General features: G+C 58.3%; 10 protein-coding genes and 1 pseudogene. 3 read left to right on the top strand and 8 right to left on the bottom strand.

Features of this window, described 5'->3' with window-relative positions; translation table 11 throughout:
* Positions 1-510: 510 nt before the first annotated feature.
* Both H1Y61_RS24215 and H1Y61_RS24210 read right to left on the bottom strand, forming a co-directional pair.
* Positions 511-3,081 (bottom strand): HWE histidine kinase domain-containing protein, encoded by a 2,571-nt coding sequence (locus H1Y61_RS24215; protein ID WP_156556112.1) that lies wholly within the window; start codon positions 3,079-3,081, stop codon positions 511-513.
* 22 nt (positions 3,082-3,103) lie between these two features.
* Positions 3,104-3,964 (bottom strand): AraC family transcriptional regulator, encoded by an 861-nt coding sequence (locus H1Y61_RS24210; protein ID WP_156556114.1) that lies wholly within the window; start codon positions 3,962-3,964, stop codon positions 3,104-3,106.
* Between the two features lie 421 nt (positions 3,965-4,385).
* Here H1Y61_RS24210 and ltrA point away from each other — a divergent pair, with 421 nt between their 5' ends.
* Entirely contained in the window at positions 4,386-5,864 is a 1,479-nt protein-coding gene (gene ltrA, locus H1Y61_RS24205; RefSeq protein WP_174113317.1) for a group II intron reverse transcriptase/maturase, read from the top strand.
* Positions 5,865-6,423: 559 nt separating this feature from the next.
* On the opposite strand, the pseudogene H1Y61_RS26805 reads toward ltrA, so the two are convergent.
* A pseudogene (locus H1Y61_RS26805) lies at positions 6,424-6,659 on the bottom strand (hypothetical protein); the annotation flags it as partial.
* Positions 6,660-6,936: 277 nt separating this feature from the next.
* Here H1Y61_RS26805 and H1Y61_RS24200 point away from each other — a divergent pair.
* Positions 6,937-9,222 carry a methyl-accepting chemotaxis protein gene (locus H1Y61_RS24200; protein ID WP_156556116.1) on the top strand — a complete coding sequence of 762 codons (2,286 nt, stop codon included), beginning with the start codon at positions 6,937-6,939 and terminating at the stop codon, positions 9,220-9,222.
* 303 nt (positions 9,223-9,525) lie between these two features.
* Here the strand turns inward: H1Y61_RS24200 and H1Y61_RS24195 are convergent, their stop codons facing one another.
* Positions 9,526-10,623 (bottom strand): IS630 family transposase, encoded by a 1,098-nt coding sequence (locus H1Y61_RS24195; protein ID WP_156556118.1) that lies wholly within the window; start codon positions 10,621-10,623, stop codon positions 9,526-9,528.
* Between the two features lie 38 nt (positions 10,624-10,661).
* Between H1Y61_RS24195 and H1Y61_RS24190 the strand changes: the two genes are divergently transcribed.
* On the top strand, positions 10,662-11,153 hold the full coding sequence (locus H1Y61_RS24190) for a transposase (RefSeq protein WP_174113318.1): 492 nt from the start codon (positions 10,662-10,664) through the stop codon (positions 11,151-11,153).
* Positions 11,154-11,657: 504 nt separating this feature from the next.
* Here the strand turns inward: H1Y61_RS24190 and H1Y61_RS24185 are convergent.
* The 4 genes from H1Y61_RS24185 to H1Y61_RS24170 are packed head-to-tail and all read right to left on the bottom strand — an operon-like array spanning position 11,658 to position 17,627.
* Positions 11,658-12,794 carry a hybrid sensor histidine kinase/response regulator gene (locus tag H1Y61_RS24185; protein WP_156556121.1) on the bottom strand — a complete coding sequence of 379 codons (1,137 nt, stop codon included), beginning with the start codon at positions 12,792-12,794 and terminating at the stop codon, positions 11,658-11,660.
* Positions 12,794-13,363, bottom strand: coding sequence for a chemotaxis protein CheB (locus H1Y61_RS24180; RefSeq protein ID WP_012650522.1), 570 nt, complete (start codon positions 13,361-13,363; stop codon positions 12,794-12,796). Before H1Y61_RS24180 ends, H1Y61_RS24185 begins: the two co-directional genes overlap by 1 nt.
* The gene (locus H1Y61_RS24175; protein ID WP_156556123.1) at positions 13,360-14,193 is read right to left on the bottom strand and encodes a CheR family methyltransferase; all 834 of its coding nucleotides are present in this window, start codon (positions 14,191-14,193) and stop codon (positions 13,360-13,362) included. Before H1Y61_RS24175 ends, H1Y61_RS24180 begins: the two co-directional genes overlap by 4 nt.
* Positions 14,190-17,627, bottom strand: coding sequence for a response regulator (locus H1Y61_RS24170; protein ID WP_156556124.1), 3,438 nt, complete (start codon positions 17,625-17,627; stop codon positions 14,190-14,192). The genes H1Y61_RS24175 and H1Y61_RS24170 overlap by 4 nt, the downstream gene beginning before the upstream one ends.
* Between the last annotated feature and the right edge of the window lie 22 nt (positions 17,628-17,649).

The following is a 17,649-nucleotide window of genomic DNA, read 5'->3' as shown; positions in this document are numbered from 1 at the left end:
TTAGATGTCCTCCGTGAATACAACCGACTGCGTGATGCCTTCGAAGTGCTGAATCACGACCTCGCGCTGGTCCGCCAACACCTTTTGGACGAACGCTCTCAGACTGTTGTCGACAAGAGCCACTGACTTCAGTCCCCGCTGCGTAATCATTGGAGGCTTGTTCGGAGGTGAGGCTGAAACACATGGATCCTCGCATGAGCCAAAAATCCTATCTGACCATTTCTGGTTACAATCCGGCCGCCTTGGTGAGATTGGCGCTGAAGCCATGGCGTTCCGCCACCTCTTTTACAACTACGCTCGGCCGCAGACCCTCTCACACGATACGAGCTTTGAACGAATCCGGCCATTTGCGATGCGCCGAGTGTCAAGCCGACCGTCAACAAGCCGGGTCGCAAGATCTACCGGCACGATCGTTCCGCACTGGCGGCGCCAGATCGTTCGAGGGAACGGAGTGGTTCCCTTGGGCTGCGGCAGGCCAGTTAGCACCAGTGATGCGACAATCCGCCGAATTCATGCGACGGGTTTAGTGAGCACCTGTTGCACGGCGCGAGCAAGGTGATCGCGCTCGTAAGGTTTCTGGATAATGACCTCGTTCCCCTTACGCCCTGCGATCGCCAACTCATCGCCATAGCCCGTCGCGAAAATGAAAGGCGTGCCGGCTTCCCCAAGCTTCGTCGCGAGATCGAAACTCGTTCCGCGACCGACGTTGATGTCCAGCATCGCGAACTGAAAGCTATGTTTTGCGAGTAGCTGCTCAGCTTCGGTAATCGTCGAGGCGAGGGCCACGTGAACGGCGCCCAGTTCGTGCAGCATGTCCTCTGCCTCTAGCGCAATTAGCATATTGTCCTCGACCAGCAGGACATGCGTTCCTTGAAGGAGTCGGGCAGGAGTAACGTCGGTCTTCTTGGTGGCGTCAGTGTTGAATGTGGTCGGAGCGGGTGTCTCGTCCTCGTCCGCGATGAAGACATAATGACGCGGGATGAAGAAATCGGCTTCAAGTCCTGCCAACAGGAAGCGGAGCTCCGCTGTGCCCTGTAGATCGAACGGGATTGTTCGTTCGACAATGACAGATCCGAAGCCGCGACGTGTCGGGGCAACCACGGCCGGGCCGCCGATTTCCTTCCACTTGATATAGACGCCTTCGCCATCGACTGCTTCGACGGTCACCTCTACACGACCTGCGGCGGAAAGCGCTCCATGCTTGCAACTGTTGGTGACGAGTTCGTGCACGACCAGTGCTACGGTGGAGATCGCCTGCGCCTGGAGCAGAACATTAGGGCCCTTCAAGCTGAGGCGGCCCCTCGCATTGTCATGTGCAGCAATTTCATCCTCGAACAGCCCGGCCAGCGGAGCAGGGCCCCAGCTCTGACGCGTAATCCTGTCATGGGCTCTCGCCAGCGCCTGTACCCGGCCACTGAGCGAGTCGACATAGCTGGTGACATCGACGGCAGCTTGGCTCGTCTTTGTCACCAGGCTGCGGATCAGAGCGAGGATGTTGCGAACGCGGTGATTGAGCTCTGCGATGAGCACCTCCTGACGTTCGGATGCACGCCTTCGCTCGTCGCTGGCACCGTCCGAATAGCGCAAGATGACTTCGATCAGTGCCTGTCTGATCGCTTCACCGATGCGCTGGTCGCGGTCGCAAAAGCGGGGAGCCCTGCCACGGACCAGTCGGGCGAATGCCGCAAAGCTCTTGCGGGGAGACATACGCTCACCATCGGTGCTGGCTTCCAAGAGCTTTGCGGGATCGCCGCCCCACCTGATCTCGCTGATGCGCTCTCGGCGAAACAACAAAATATAGTCGCGTGGGACACGTGAGATAGGGATCGACATCATGCCGGCGGCGCGATCAGCCGTTGCGCTGCACGGCGCATGCACGGAAGCCAGGTCGTCGGTCGCGAAGACCCGGCTCGGCGATGCTGCGTTCAGATGATGCGCGAGCGCGATGACATTCTCTTCAGACGGCGTGGAGCCGTGAAGATGGGCTTTACCGCTACGATAAATGGCGACACCATCGCAATCCACCATGTCGCGCGTCATGTCCTGCAGCCATTGCGCGTTTTCCATCAAAGTCTCGTCGCCGGCGATCATGGTGATGACGCGATCAGCTAAAGCCCGTGCGCGTTGCTCATGCTCTTCACTTCCGCGCCGCAGGCGGCTCTCGAGCATCATCGAATACATCGCGCCGAACAGCTCGGAAGCGGTCCGCATGATAAAGCTTGGCAGGCGCGGCCCATTCGCGTGGCATGCGATAAGACCCCAAAGCTTTTCCTCGACGACGATCGAGATCGATAGCGAGGCACCGATCCCCATGTTGCGCAGATATTCGATGTGTACTGGCGACACGGCGCGGGTGATCGACATCGATAAGTCGAGCGGTGGCGTTACAGCATCAGCGGGAGGTAGGAGCGGTACCGTTGGCGCCGTGACGTCCGCTATAATGCGGAATGGGTTGCGCAGGTAAAGTTCGCGAGCCTGACGCGGGATGTCAGATGCGGGATAATGGAGACCGAGAAAGCTTTCCATTCCAGCGCGTGCCGATTCCGCGATGACTTCGCCATGGCCCTCGGTGTCGAACTGATAGATCATGACGCGATCAAAGCCTGTGATCGCCAGCACCTGTCGAGCCGTATCATGGTGAAACTTAGCGATCGTTGGTGATTTAAGGAGACGTGCAGCCATCGCACGAACCATCGAGGCCGCCTCCACCCGTTCGGCCTTCTGTGTCCGTTCGCCTTCGATGATCAGCAGGTCGCCCTGGAAGTGGATCGAGAGATCGACGTTGGGCAATCCCTGCACCAGCTTCAAGTCGAAAATCCGCTCACCTGTCGTTGACGCCAGGATCGCCATCCGGTTGCGAATGTCGTGGAGCGCGATCTCACTGATCCATCGGTCGAAGCGAGTGCCGAGCAGTTCCTGGGGTTTAACTTTAAAGAACTTCTCGCAATTTTCGGATGCGCGAACGATCGTCCAGTCGTTCGACATTGCGATGAGGAACGCAAAGTTCTGGATCTCATCGAGTCGCGTGATCGGTTCCCGGTCGCAGACAGTCAGGTTCGCATCGGTGTAGTCATTGCCCATTGGTTGGCCCCCGCCATCTATTTTAACGTCGCAGACGATATTTCAGCGGAGAGGTACCCATTACCTCATGAAACGCCCTTCGAAACTGTGGTGTGCCCTTGTACCCGACTGCCCCCGCAATCGCGTCGATAGGGAGTTCAACCTGTTCCAGTAGTTTGACAGCTCGCGAGATGCGCCGCCTTTGGACGAACGCATGGGGATTTTCCCCGGTTGTCGCCTTGAAGGCACGAGAGAAATGAAAACGGCTAAGCCCGGCGACGGCGGCCAGCTCAGCCAATCCTATGGTTTCGTGAAGATGCCCCTCCACAAAATCCGTCACCGAGGCGATCTGTCGGTCGGACAGGCGCCCCTGCCTATCGGCCATGACGCCAAAGACTTCGAGCGACGCCACCAGGCACACGCTCTCGGCATGAAGTTCATCGACTTGAGGCGCCCTTACGAGCGCTGCGAGTTTTTTGAGCGTCGCGCGCAGTTGCGGATCGCGCGAATAGGCGAACGGCGGTAGATCGCGTCTGGCATATCGGCTCCCGAGATCTTGGTGGATCACCTCAGGATCGAAATACATCGCCACAAAACTGTTAACCCGTGGTTTAGGCTTACTCCAGCCTTCAATGCCGCAGCCCTTGGGCACGAACGTGATCGTGTCACGTAAATCCCGCACATGAAGCCTCGGCAGGCTGTCTACGCGAAGCTCGCCGTCCGTAAGGGCGATGTCGTGCAGTGCCAGATAATGGCTATCACCACGGCTTCTAAATTCGTACGGTTCCGCGCTGCCCAGCTCCACATACTCGACTGAAAATCCATGGGAATGGTGCGCCCGTCGTGAGACGGGTGTCAAGTCCGGTTCCGCAAAATCAATTTTGAGCGCGCGAGGAGAGGTCATGAGCCTGTTTAGCACGATATTTGCTAATGAAAAACAATTTTTGCGCGAAAGTTTTGCGAGTGCGCCGGGAGACCGGCAAGGAGTATATGGTGAAAGTCCATTTCGGTGAAGGATTAGCGACCCACACCGGCCCCGAGCCGTGCGTTGGCGTCCGTGAGGGTGTCGGCGAAGCGTCGGTAGGGGAGTGCATAGGCCAGCCATTGAGCCGCGAAATACTTATGGTTCCGGGTGCCGACGTTGTTCGCAAGACGGAAGGCAATACGCACGAGCACGCTATCGCAAGTGCTCGGACGACCCGGCGTGGTCGCAGACCCTGGCATGTGCAGACGCTCCTTGTACGGGAACCGGGAGATCTCATGCCCGACCGAACGTGGCTGATGTCACGTGCGGTCCGCATCGGGAAGGCGAGGAGCCGTAGCCGATGATGAACGGACATGAGAAGTCAGACTCGGCCATAGTAGCTGTGAACCCGACGAACAATACCGGAGAACCGGTAGCGGAGCCGGGGGAGCCAAGGGCCGGGACCAAGGGGAACGCTGACGAGCAAAGCACACGCCGGGCTCAGGACCGGGAAAGTGTGTCACAGGCGCTCGAACGCGTACGGAATGCCGCAAGGCAAAGGAAGACGGAGCGGTTCACCGCCCTGTATCACCACATCACTCCAGAATTGCTTCGGATGTCCTTCTGCGCCTTAAGGCGCGGCGCGGCAGCGGGTGCGGATGGAGTGACGTGGCAGGACTACGAGGCAGACCTTGATACCAACATCAAGGCACTGCACGAACGGGTCCATAGGGGCACGTACCGGGCTCAGCCGTCTCGGCGGCGGTTCATACCCAAGGCAGATGGGCGACTACGCCCGCTTGCGATTGCTGCCATTGAGGACAAGATCGTCCAAAGGGCAACAATTGCGGTGCTCAACGGGATTTACGAGGAAGACTTCCTTGGCTTCTCGTATGGGTTCCGCCCTGAGCGCGGCCAGCACGATGCGCTGGACGCTCTCATGGTTGGGCTGAACGACCGGAAGGTGAACTACATACTGGACGCCGATATCCAAGCGTTCTTCGATGCGGTCGACCAAGATTGGCTGATCCGCTTCTTGAACCATCGGATTGGCGACCAGCGCATCATCCGCCTGATCCAGAAATGGCTGAAGGCGGGAATTCTGGAAGATGGGGTGGTAACGGTTAGTGAGAAGGGGACTGGACAGGGCTCGGTGGCATCGCCGCTCCTGGCCAACATCTACCTGCACTACGTGTTCGACCTGTGGGCTGCCCGCTGGAGACGGCAGAAGGCTAAGGGCGACATGATCATCATACGGTACGCCGACGACATTGTGGTCGGATTCCAGTATGAGAACGATGCCCGCCGCTTCCAGGATGAGATGCGAAAGCGACTGCAAGAGTTTGCGCTGTCGTTGCATCCGGAAAAGACCCGTCTCATCGAGTTTGGCCGCTTCGCAGCGGCCCAGCGGGGTAAGGTCGGGCTCGGCAAACCGGCAACCTTCAACTTCCTCGGCTTCACCTTCATCTGCAGCAAATCCCGTCGAGGTAAATTCGTCGTCAAGCGACGAACCAGACGGGACCGCATGCAGGCAAGATTGAAGGAGATAAAAGAGGAGTTGAGACGGCGACTGCACCAGCCTATTCCTGAACAAGGGAAGTGGCTGCGGCAGGTCGTCACCGGTTTCTTCAACTATCACGCCGTGCCGGACAATGGCGCGGCGCTGGCAGTATTCCGGCACTATGTCACTGATCTGTGGAGGCGGTCGCTCCGACGACGCAGCCAAAAGGATAAGCTGACATGGGTGCGGATGAAGAAGCTGGCTGACGACTGGCTCCCAAAACCGCTCATCCGTCATCCTCGGCCCAGCGATCGCTTCGCCGTTAAACACCTGAGGTAGGAGCCGTATGCGGGAATTCCCCACGTACGGATCTGTGCGGGGGGCGCTCAGTAATGGGCGTCCCTACCGCGATTTATAACTAAGCTTTCTTGGGAAAACACCTACGTCGGTGACGAGGTTGAACCGCCTATTGTGAGTTGAACGGACGCTGCAACGGTCCAGGTATCTGTCTGCTGACCCGTCATACAAATTTCCTTCAGCGACTTCCGGCAGCGGTGATCCTCCAGCCGCCTCGGCAGTGACTTCTGAACAGGGGCGCTATGGGCTGCTTTCTGCGTGGGAAGTCCCTACGGCTGACTGTCCGCTCCCGGCCCCATTTACGACATTCCGCCAAGACATTCATATTCTGTGTGAAGTTGCGTTCAGCACAGAAAAGTCCCTTGACGCTCAACCATACTGTTGCCTACCCGCACTTATATTACTATCAGTCACTTAAGGTTTTTGAGCTTCATAGATAAGAGCGGGTCCGAGGTTCAACCCGCTCAAGGCAAAGACGGCTGCTGCGGAGATCGTTTCCGCATCTACATGGACAATGTGGATCAGCTCTTTATCTGACGGGCTATGTAGCTTCCCAAACCTGATCCAGGATTTTTGCCGCAAGTGCCGCCTTCTCCTGCTGACGGCGTCCGGTGTGTCCTAGAAGGCGTAGCTGGCGTGCTCCCGTGACCCGGTCTGCTTGAGGATATGCGTTGCCAGAATATCCCGAAAGTTGTGCGGCCCTTGTGGCAGCAAACTCTTGATGGCTCCGCGCCCCGTATTGGGGTTGTCGACGCCATAGCGTTGGATCATAGGTCGGAGCGATAGATGGAGGGGGACGCTGCCGCGAAGGGCAGGGGTGTCTAAAAGGGCACAAGCCAAAGTTCGATGCAGCCGAAAATTCGCCGCTTGCGAGACGAAGGAGCCGGACCGACTAGAACCGCCAGCAGCTCGGGATCCGCGCGAGCGCTGCGCCTCCATGCGGTCGGTAAACGTGAATCGCCAAACCGTCAGCAAAATCAGCCCATTTATTCAAAATTGATGAATGTAAAATATAGTTCCGGCCAAACGACTTATTTATGCTTTGGAGAAAGTAATGAGCGATCACACAGTTAGGCGGCCATTATGGATTCAGATTACTGGTTACGGGTTTGCCGCGGTTATGTTTGCCAGTGCTGCAATCGGCGGCCTTGCCTGGCACGCGCAATCGACGATGAACGACACTGCGGTAAAAAGCAAAACCGCAAGCGACCTCGCCGTCATCCGGGCCGAAATGGCCGCCATTTCGAGATCGGCAGCAGCGCTTGCCTCCTCCGTCGCCAATGATCCCGGTACGGTACAAATGATCGCAAACGGCGACCGCGAGGGTCTGCTGACCAAATACCAGCCCGGCATGGCGGCGGTTGCCAAGGAAGGCGCTTTGCAAACCTTCACTTTCCTTGACGTGACCGGAACGGTCGTGGCCCGGTCGCATTCGCCTGCGAAATTCGGCGACATGATTATCGGCAGACGGCAGACGGTGGCTTCGGCGATAAACACCGGTAAACTCTCCGCTGGCATCGAACAAGGTCGCACGGCCATCAATACCAGCGCTACAGCGCCCGTGATCCGGGACGGCAAGGTCATCGGTGCGATCGACGTGGGCACAGAACTCAGCAACGCCTTCTTCGGCCCAATTGCCGACCGCCTCGGCGCGGAAATTGCCGTGGACGTGCTGGTAGAAGGCAAGGTGCAAACCCAGGCTTCGACGCAGGGGGACAAGAGCATTCTTGCGGAAGAGCAGATCAGGGCGGCCCTCGATGGCAAGCCGGTGACGGCGGGCGTTACACTCGACGGCCGCGACATGATCATCAACGCTATTCCCTTCAACAATTTTGGCGGCGCCAAGCTCGGCGTCATTGAACTTGCCACCGATGCAACGACGATTCTTGCCGATGGTCGTCAGTCGACGCTGAACTCGATTGGCGCTTCCGTTCTGGTGTCGCTGCTCTCGCTGTTCGGCTTCCTATTCTTCGCCCGTGCGCTGGGTGGAGCGATTTCCCGGCTGACCGGGACGATGACACGGCTCGCCACGGGCGATCTGTCGGCCAGTGTCGAAGGCGGTCGTCGCCCCGACGAAATTGGCGCAATGGCCCGCGCGGTCGACGTGTTCAAGGAAAACAGCTTAAAGGCGCGCGAGCTGGAGCGGCAGGCGGAAGAAAACCGCAGCCTCAGCGAAGAACAGCGTCAGCGCAGCGCCGAACAAGAGCGCAGCCGTTCGCAGGCCATGGCGGAAGCGACCAGCGGCCTTGCTACCGGCCTGAAGCATCTGTCCGAGGGCGACCTGACATACCAGCTCGACCGTGCATTCGTGGCCGACTTCGAACCGCTGCGCGCCGACTTCAATGCCGCCGTCAGCCAGTTGCGCGGCACGCTCATTTCGTTTGCGCAGGCCACCAGCTCGATCGACAGCGGCTCGCGTGAAGTCAGTCAGAGTGCCGACGATCTGGCCAAGCGGACAGAACAGCAGGCCGCCTCACTGGAGGAGACAGCCGCCGCCCTCGACCAGATCACTGTCAATGTCGCGAGCTCCTCCAAGCGAACCGAAGATGCCCGTACCGTCGCCATCCAGGCCAACGAAAGCGCCCGCCATTCTGGTGCTGTCGTTGCCAATGCCGTCGACGCGATGGGCCGCATTGAGCAGTCGTCGGGCCAGATCTCGAACATCATCGGCGTTATCGACGACATCGCCTTTCAGACCAATCTTCTGGCGCTGAACGCCGGCGTCGAGGCAGCCCGGGCCGGCGAAGCAGGCAAGGGTTTTGCTGTCGTCGCCCAAGAGGTGCGCGAACTTGCCCAGCGTTCCGCCAAAGCCGCCAAGGAGATCAAGGACCTGATCGGCAAGTCATCGGTGGAAGTCGGGACCGGAGTCAAGCTGGTTAGCGAAACCGGCGACGCGCTGCGCAAGATCGAGACCTATATCGTCACCATCAACCAGCACATGGATGCGATCGCCACATCCTCGCGCGAGCAGTCGGTCGGCCTGGCGGAGGTCAACACGGCCGTCAACCAGATGGACCAGGTGACGCAGCAGAATGCCGCGATGGTGGAAGAAGCCAATGCGGCCGGCGCTACGCTTGCCAACGAAGCCGGCCGCCTGCGCGAACTGATCAGCCAGTTCCAGCTCGGCCATGAACACGCGGTTTCGCGGCAGGACCCCGCGCCGCGCCGGGCAGCCCCGGTTACGGCAGTTTCCGGTCGCCCGTGGGCGTCGGCTTCAGCACGCTCGGTGCCGGCAGACTCGCCGGCACGCGGCATGGTCAGCAAGATCGCAAAGGCATTTGGCGGCGGGCAAAGCCGTGTTGCAGCAGCGCCATCGACGGACAGCTGGGAAGAGTTCTGATCGCTCCGACGATCCGGATTTGACTTCCAGAAGCGGGGATGCTCAGGCATCTCCGCATTTTTGATACGCCGTCATGCCTCGAAGAAATTCAGTCTTTTGATCGGAACTCTTCCAAGACTAAGCCACAGGTGCCGCTGATCTACCACTGAAGGCAGTGGTTTTCGTGCGGCCAAGCGCCCGTGCTGGCGATGCGGTGGGCGGCTCGTGTTTAAAACGGCGTCAACGGAGGGACTACGTCTGGAACGCTGTCCCTGGCCGACTTTTTACTGCGAAAGCAGTTCGTTTAAAGACGCCACTCCTTTGCTAGTCACCCGAATCTGAAGTTCGGCTCATTGTTTTTTGGCAGAATCGCTTGACGGAGGCGAGGATTTGGCCGGCGGATTTCACCCATCTGTATGGCTTGGGATTCTCGTTGTGCGTTGCGATAAACGCGTCGATGTCGGCTTCCAGTTCGGCGGTGGAACGATGGACACCGCGTTGCAATTGCTTGCGCGTCAGCTCTGCAAACCACCGCTCGACTTGATTGATCCAGGAGGCTGACGTTGGCGTGAAGTGAACATGCCAATGCGGGCGGCGTGCGAGCCAGGCCTTGATCCTCGGCGTCTTGTGGGTCGCATAGTTGTCCATCACCAAATGCACGTCCGGCCCCTTGGGCATCTCGGCGTCAATCCGCTTCAAGAAGTCGAGAAATTCGGTCGCCCTGTGACGTTTGTAGCACTGGCCGATTACCGCGCCAGTCGCAACGTCGAGCGCGGCGAACAGGGATGTCGTGCCGTTGCGGACATAGGTATGGGTGCGCCGCTCGGCGATGCCCGGCGCCATGGGCAGAACCGGCTGCTCGCGATCCAGTGCCTGGATTTGCGATTTCTCATCCACGCATAGCACGACTGCCCGATCAGGTGGCGACATGTAAAGGCCGACTATGTCTTGCACCTTATCAACGAACAGGGGATCGGAAGACAGCTTGAATGTCTCCGAACGATGCGGCTGCAAACCAAACGCGGTCCATATCCGACGGATGGTGGTGTGCGACAGCCCGCGGTCGGCTGCCATCGAACGGATAGACCAGTGCGTGGCATCCTTCGGGGTGGTGTTCAATGTCCGTTCGACGACCTCAGCTACCTGGGCGTCAGAGACGGTTCGTGGCCGACCTGCGCGATATTCGTCGGTCAGCCCGTCAATGCCACCCTGCACGAACCTGCGGCGCCACTTGCCAACCGTGTGCTCGTGGACGCCAAGGCGTTCGGCAACATCTTTGCTCTGCAAGCCCTGCGCGCACAGCAAAACTATCCGGCATCGATCCGACAGCGAGCGCGGCGCCTTGTGCCGACGCACCTGAGACTCAAGAAAATTTCTATCCTCGTCGCTCAGAGCGACAAAGCCCGCTTGCCTGCCGACCATCAATCAAACTCCCGCTGTTACAACAGAAGCAAAATAAAATGATGCCTACTTTAGTTCAACGTTACTCTGTTATTCGTGGACTCGTCGCCGAAGGCGTGTCCATCAAGGAGATCGCGCGCAGAACCGGGCACAGCCGAAAGCTGGTCCGCAGTGTCGTCCGTGGTCAGCGGACCGACATCTTTCGGGTGCGGCAAACCTCTCTCGAACCGCAGTTGCCTTGGCTGGAAGCGCAATGGGACGCCGGATTGCGAAACGGCGCTGAACTGTGGCGGCAGCTTCGGCTGGTTGGTTTCGGTGGAGGTCTCCGCGTTGTTACAGAATGGGCAACACGACGAAGGCGAGCCGAAAAAGCCGAAAACGGGCTCGGCCACGCGCCCGCAGCACGCACCGTCGTCCGCCTGATGACCCTTGAACGCAACAATTTGACCAAGGCTCAGACGATGACGGTCGCTGCGATCGAGGAGCGACTACCAGACCTTGTCGAGGCCAGAGATGTCGTGGAGAGCTTCCACGAAATGCTGCGGCGCTAGTCTAAAGATGATCTGGACACGTGGATCGACCGCGCCGCAACAAGCTTGGTCGCGTCATTTGCCAACGGCGTTATCCGCGACAGAGCAGCGGTTCAGAATGCAATCACTTCAATTTGGTTGAACGGCCAGACAGAGGGCCAAATCAACAAGCAAAACTCATCAAGCGCCAGATGTACGGGCGCGGGAAACTCAATTTGCTTGAGGCACGTATCGTCGGAGCAACGTGATGTCATCGAGATAGCGTCAGACCCCCGTTACTAAGCCGATTGACATACTGCGCGAAGGCCAGCGACTGGACCGAAACGCGATACGACATGGTCGACGCCTTGAAGGGCGGTCTTACGTCGAGAGATAGCGATAAATAGGCTGACAATCTTACGGCGGAGCTAAAGAAACACCTGGTGACTGGTAGCGGCCGCGTCCGTTGGAGCGACAACTCGATCTCGATCGATAGCGGGTATCAATAGGGTTTGTTACGCTCCACCCGAAGGCAAATTCGGATGATCACAATTCGATAGCCTTCGGTAGGTTGAGAACGAATGCACTCCCACGGCCAGGTCCGTCGCTCTGCACGGTGATGCTGCCCTCGTGAAGCTCTACAAGCTGCTTTACGAGTGCAAGCCCGATTCCGAGCCCTCCATGAGAATGTTCCCGGTGACCATCGACCTGAGCGAACATGGCGAAGATGGTCGTTGAAGCCTCCTGCGTCAGTCCAAGACCATTGTCCGAAACAGTTAGGCGGAAAGACTCGACGTCTTCTACGAGCTCGACGTAGATCTGACCGCCATCCGGCGTGTACTTGGCTGCGTTGTTCAAAAGATTAGCAAGGCATTGTGTAATTCGGACATTGTCTGCCATGGCGTCGCATGACCGCTCGGGAAGTTTAACGACTAGATTGTGGCCCTTCGCATCGATCGCTGGCCGGGTCATGTCGACAGCGGATTCGACTGCGTCCCGCAGGTCGAAGAAGGCCTTGCGAAGGACGATTTTGCCCTGCGTAATTCGCGATACATCTAGGAGATCATCCACCAGATGGCTGAGGTGAGTGATCTGCTCTTGCATCAGCTTTCCGATCTTTGCGGTCTGTTCTTCACAGTTAACTTTCTTCAGGAGCGAAAGGCCGCCTTGCAGAGCGGCGAGCGGGTTGCGGAGTTCATGAGCAAGTACGGCAAGGAACTGATCCTTGCGCTTGTCGGCAAGCTGTAGAGCCTGAGCCTGGGATTGCAGTAGATCCCGCTGCTCGGCGAGCGTCTGGCGCTGGCGGTAGACTTCCAGAAAAACATCCGCCTTGCTGCGAAGGATATGGGCTTCGATCGGCTTCTGGATGAAGTCGACGGCGCCGACCTCATAGCCTTGAAAGCGCCGCTCGGAGCTGTGCGCGCCGGCTGTAACGAAGATGATCGGTATGCGTTTGGTCCGCTCGTTGCCACGCATCAGTTCGGCAAGCTCGAAACCATTCAGGCCCGGCATCTGAACGTCGATCAGCGCCAGTGCAAAATCATGGTGCAGGCATAGCTCGAGCGCCTCGTCGCCCGACCTAGCCTTGACGAGTTCGAGATCAGGACGCCGGAGGAGCGCCTCAAGAGAGAGAAGGTTCTCGGGGAGATCGTCGACGAGCAGGAATTTGACCGGCGTGTTCATCAAGCGATACCTAGAAGATATGACGAAATATTTTGAAGAGAGAGGACGCGGGCTTGAGGGCACGCGGCAATAGCGGCCTCCGGCATCGCGCGTGCGTAAGCGCCAAGCGGTTGCTGGACGATCACGCCGCCGCCGGCCTTGGCTACTGCGGACAGCCCTTTCGCCCCATCGCTATTAGCACCCGTCAGAACAACGGCCAGAAGACCGTCACCCCACGCCTCGGCGGCGCTTTCAAACGCTACGTCGATTGACGGACGGGAAAACATCACTTCCTCGTCAGACGACAGCGCGATGGTCGCCCTGTCTTCGATCAACATGTGGTAATTAGGAGGGGCGAAGTATATTACTCCCGGTTCGATCGGTTCTTTGTCCTCGACCTCCACCGCTCGCAACTGGCACTTCGCATTGAAGATTTCGGCAAGTACGCTGCGTTTGTGAGGTGGCACGTGGACGACCACGAAAACCGGATATGGATACCCGGACGGAAGCGAGGGAAGGATTACGGACAGCGCTTCAAGCGCGCCAGCCGAAGCTCCGATAATGACAGCGCCGTGAGAGGTGTCGGTCATGCGCCGGTCCTCCTGTAGATCTTTTCCTCGCGCACGAAGTCCTGGAAAGCGTCCTCATGACGAGAAAACCGCAACGTCTCCTTGGAGCCCAGCCCGAGGAAACCGTTGCGCGGCAGCGCGTCCCTAAACAGCGAAACCGCGCGATCCTGGAGATCACGATCGAAATAAATCATGACGTTGCGGCAGGAGACAAATTGCATCTCGCCGAACACCTGGTCGGTGACGAGACTATGATCGGAGAAAACCACATTGCGTTTCAGGCTCTTGTCAAAGACACAGCGATTGTAACCAGATTGATAGTAGTCCGACAGGGATGTCTTACCTCCTGCCTGCTGATGGTTCTCAGTAAACAGGCGTAGCCGGTCCAGCTCGTAGACGCCGGCCTCCGCCTGGGCCAGTGCTTCCGGGTTGATATCTGTCGCGTAGAATAGGGTTCGCTCTTCCAGTCCCTCTTCGCGGAACAGGATGACGAAGGAGTACAGTTCCTCGCCGGTGCTGCATCCTGCGATCCAGATCTTCAAAGATGGATAAGTGCGCAGATGAGGTGCAACCTTTTCGCGAAACGCCCGGAAATAGCTCGGATCCCGAAACATCTCGCTGACCTGGACCGTGAGGTAGCGCAGCATTCGCGGCAACATGTCGGGATCGTGCAGAACGCGCTCCTGCATCGCGGAAATTGTCGCAAAGCCTAATTGCTCGCGCGCCTGACGCAGCCTTCGGCGGATCGATGACATCGCGTAGTTGCGGAAATCATAGTGGTAGCGATGATAGAGCGCCTCGAGCAAAAGCCTGATCTCGATGTCTTCTATCTTCTCGTAAGTCTCCGTCATTGAGGCATCCAGACACGGACAAGCGACAGGAGTTTCTCGACGTCTAGCGGCTTGGCCATATAGTCGTTGGCGCCGGCCTCGATACACCGCTTTTGGTCGTCGGGCATAGCTTTCGCCGTCAGCGTGATCACCGGTAGCTTCTTCCAGTTCGGATTGTTGCGGATGTGGCGGGTGGCGGTCAGCCCGTCCATCACCGGCATCATCACATCCATCAAAACCAGATCGATCCGGCCATCGGTGCTGGAAAGCGACCGGTCGAGCTTCTGCAACGCTTCCTCCCCGTTACGGGCGATCTCGATAATGGCGCCACGTGGCTCCAGAATGTTGGTCAGCGCGTAGATATTGCGCACGTCGTCCTCCACGACCAGAATACGTCGTCCCTCGAGCAAGGCGTCGCGATTCCTGGCCTTGCGGATCATCCTCTGCTGTTCGTCAGGAAGCTCGGAAACGACTTGGTGGAGGAAAAGTGTCACTTCGTCCAAAAGCCGTTCCGGCGACTTGGCTCCCTTGATAATGATCGATTTGGAAAAGCGCCGCAGGCTCTGCTCTTCCTCTGCGGAAAGGACCCGCCCGGTGTAGACGATCACCGGAGGGAAAGAATGGGCGCTGTCCTGACTGATCGTTTCGAGAAGCGCAAATCCCGAGGCGTCCGGCAGCGAGAGATCGAGCACCATGCAATCGAAGGTCTGTTCCTTCAGAAGCGCCAGGCATTCCGCCGCGGTGCCAGCACCGACAGTCTCCACATCTTGCGATCCGATCAGCTTGGAGACCGCCTCGCGCTGGATCTGGTTGTCCTCAACAATCAACACGCGGCGCACGTTCTGCGATATTTTTGCCTCCAGCGATTTCAAGACGTCCAGAAGTTCATCTCGCTGGACCGGCTTCATCGCATAACCGATGGCACCCAGCGACAGGGCACGTTCGGAATAATCCTCCGCAGATATGATGTGGATCGGGATATGGCGCGTACGAACGTCACGCTTTAGGCGATCAAGGACCGAGAGACCGGACTGGTCCGGTAGACCAACGTCCAGAACGATCGCGCTTGGCGCGTGCTGGCGGGCAAGTTCCAGTGCCTCTTGCGCCGTTCCCGCGACCAGGACCTGAAAGTTCAGCTCCCGCGCCAGATCACGCAGGATCATCGCGAAGGACTGGTCGTCCTCCACCACGAGAAGTTTACGTGTGGGGTCACCGCTCAGATGACGATCGTCGTCGACGATGCCATGCGAACGCGGCGAACGTTCTGTTGCAATGGGATTACTGGTGAGGGCAGGTGCTGTGGTGCCCGTAATGATAGCAGGTTCGGGCGCGCGAACGGCACTAGCCGAAAAGATCTTCGGGATGATCACGGTGAACGTACTTCCCGTACCTGGACGGCTTTGCAGATGCATCCTGCCGCCGAGCAGACGGACCAGTTCTCGCGAGATCGAAAGCCCGAGGCCCGTTCCGCCGAACTTTCGACTGATCGTGCTGTCTGCCTGATGGAAGGCCTCGAAGATGTTGCGCTGCTGGTCCTCGGCAATTCCAATTCCGGTATCGACCACGGAGATCGCAATCTGCGCATCACCGGCAGGGCGGACAAGGAGCGATACCTGCCCCTCTGCGGTGAACTTGACGGCATTTGCCAGAAGGTTCTTGAGGACCTGCTCGAGGCGTTGTGGATCCGTCTCGATGACCGATGGGACGTCCGGGGCGACTTCGATCGAGAGGTTCAGTCCCTTTTGGGCAGCGAGCGGATCGAACAACTGCCGAAGTCCATCGACAGTCCGGTTGATGGCAACTGGCTCCGGACTGACCTCCACATGGCCGGCCTCGATCTTCGAAAGATCAAGGATATCGTTGATGAGGTTCAGCAGGTCGTTCCCCGAAGACTGTATCGTCTGTGCGAACTTGACCTGTTCCGCCGTCAAATTCTCGTCGGCGTTGTCCGCCAAGAGCTTGGCAAGGATCAGCGAAGAGTTCAGCGGGGTACGCAGTTCGTGTGACATGTTGGCCAGAAAATCTGATTTGTAGCGGCTGGCACGCTCCACTTCTTGTGCCTGCAATCTGACGGCGTCGTTCGCTTTTTCAAGGTCGTCCTTCTGTCGCTCAAGCTCCTGTGCCTGCTCCTCGAGCTGGGAATTCGTCTGCTCCAGTTCCACCTGCTGCTGTTCCAGACGGGCCTGAGATTCCTTCAGCGCCCTACTCTGCTCTTCCAGTTCCTCGTTGGATACTCGCAGTTCTTCGCCCTGGACCTGAAGCTCTTCCGTCTGCCGCTGCGTCTCGTGGAGCAGTGTTCGTAGCTGTGTACGGAATTCGGCTGAGCGAATGGATGCCGCGATCGTGTTGGACGACCGCTCGAGGAGGGCGAGAACGTGATCGCCGACCGGGTGAAGAAAGCCCAGTTCGAATACCGCCTTGACCTCGCCGTCCACCATCGCCGGCGCCAGCGTCAGGTAGCGGGGCTTCTGTTGGCCGAGGCTGGAGCCAAAACTGATATAGCCGTCAGGAAGCTCACCTACCGTGACAGGACGGTGATCTCGAAGAACATGACCGAACAGACTATCGCTTTCTTCGAACCGCTCTGGAATAACTGTACCTGCAGGAACACCATGAACGGCTGTAAGAGCGTATCGCGCTCCATCCCTCACATAAAGCGAGCCTGCAACGGCACCCAGGTAGCTTGTGAGAAAGCGCAATATGTTCTGTCCAAGCTCTTGCGTAGACTGTTCCCCGATTACAACCGGTCCAAGACCGACCTGCGCTTCCTGCTGCCACTGCTCGTTCTTGCGTGCCAAGGTGGCACGGCGCATCAGGCCACCGATGACCAGCGTCAGGAGGATGCCAAGAAAGCCCGTCAACAGGCTCGTGGCGAATGCAACGACGTAGGCCCTGTTCATCTCCGCGACACGCTGGGTACGCACGTCGGTTTCTGCATTGCGGATTTCTGATACGAGTGTGCGGATCGCGTCCATGTCGAACTTACCGCGGTCCTTATTAACGAGCGCGAGGGCCGCAGCAGGGCCGGCGGTTCGGTAGGTTCGAAGCGTTTCGTCGAGCTCGGCTAACTTTGAGGAAACGGAGTTACGGAGATCTTCTAACCGATAGCTTTGCGCGGTGTCCGTTGTGATCAAGCTCTCGACCCGCGCAAGCCGCGCCTGTATCTGCGCAACGGCCCGCTGATACGGCTGCAGGTACTGCTCTTTGCCGGTCAGCAAATACCCACGCTGACCTGTCTCGGCATCCTGGACATCAGACAGGAGAAGGTCGATCGAGACAATGACCTGATGGGTCTTGACTACGCTTTCGTTGCTCGTCCTCAACGTTTGCGTAGTGTAAACCGCAACGGCGGCACTGATGACGAAGAACGCCAAGGCAGTGGATAGACCGAAGGCCAAAGACTTATCCAGCCCAAGACCACCTATCTTGGTCACAGCAGCACTTTTCCTATGCATCTCTTCTCACACAATTTTCGAA

This window comes from Agrobacterium vitis, assembly GCF_013426735.1.
In the GTDB taxonomy this organism is placed as follows: Bacteria; Pseudomonadota; Alphaproteobacteria; order Rhizobiales; family Rhizobiaceae; genus Allorhizobium; species Allorhizobium vitis_D.
The sequence above is the reverse complement of the archived record's forward strand: the minus strand, read 5'-3'. Positions and strand labels throughout refer to the sequence as shown.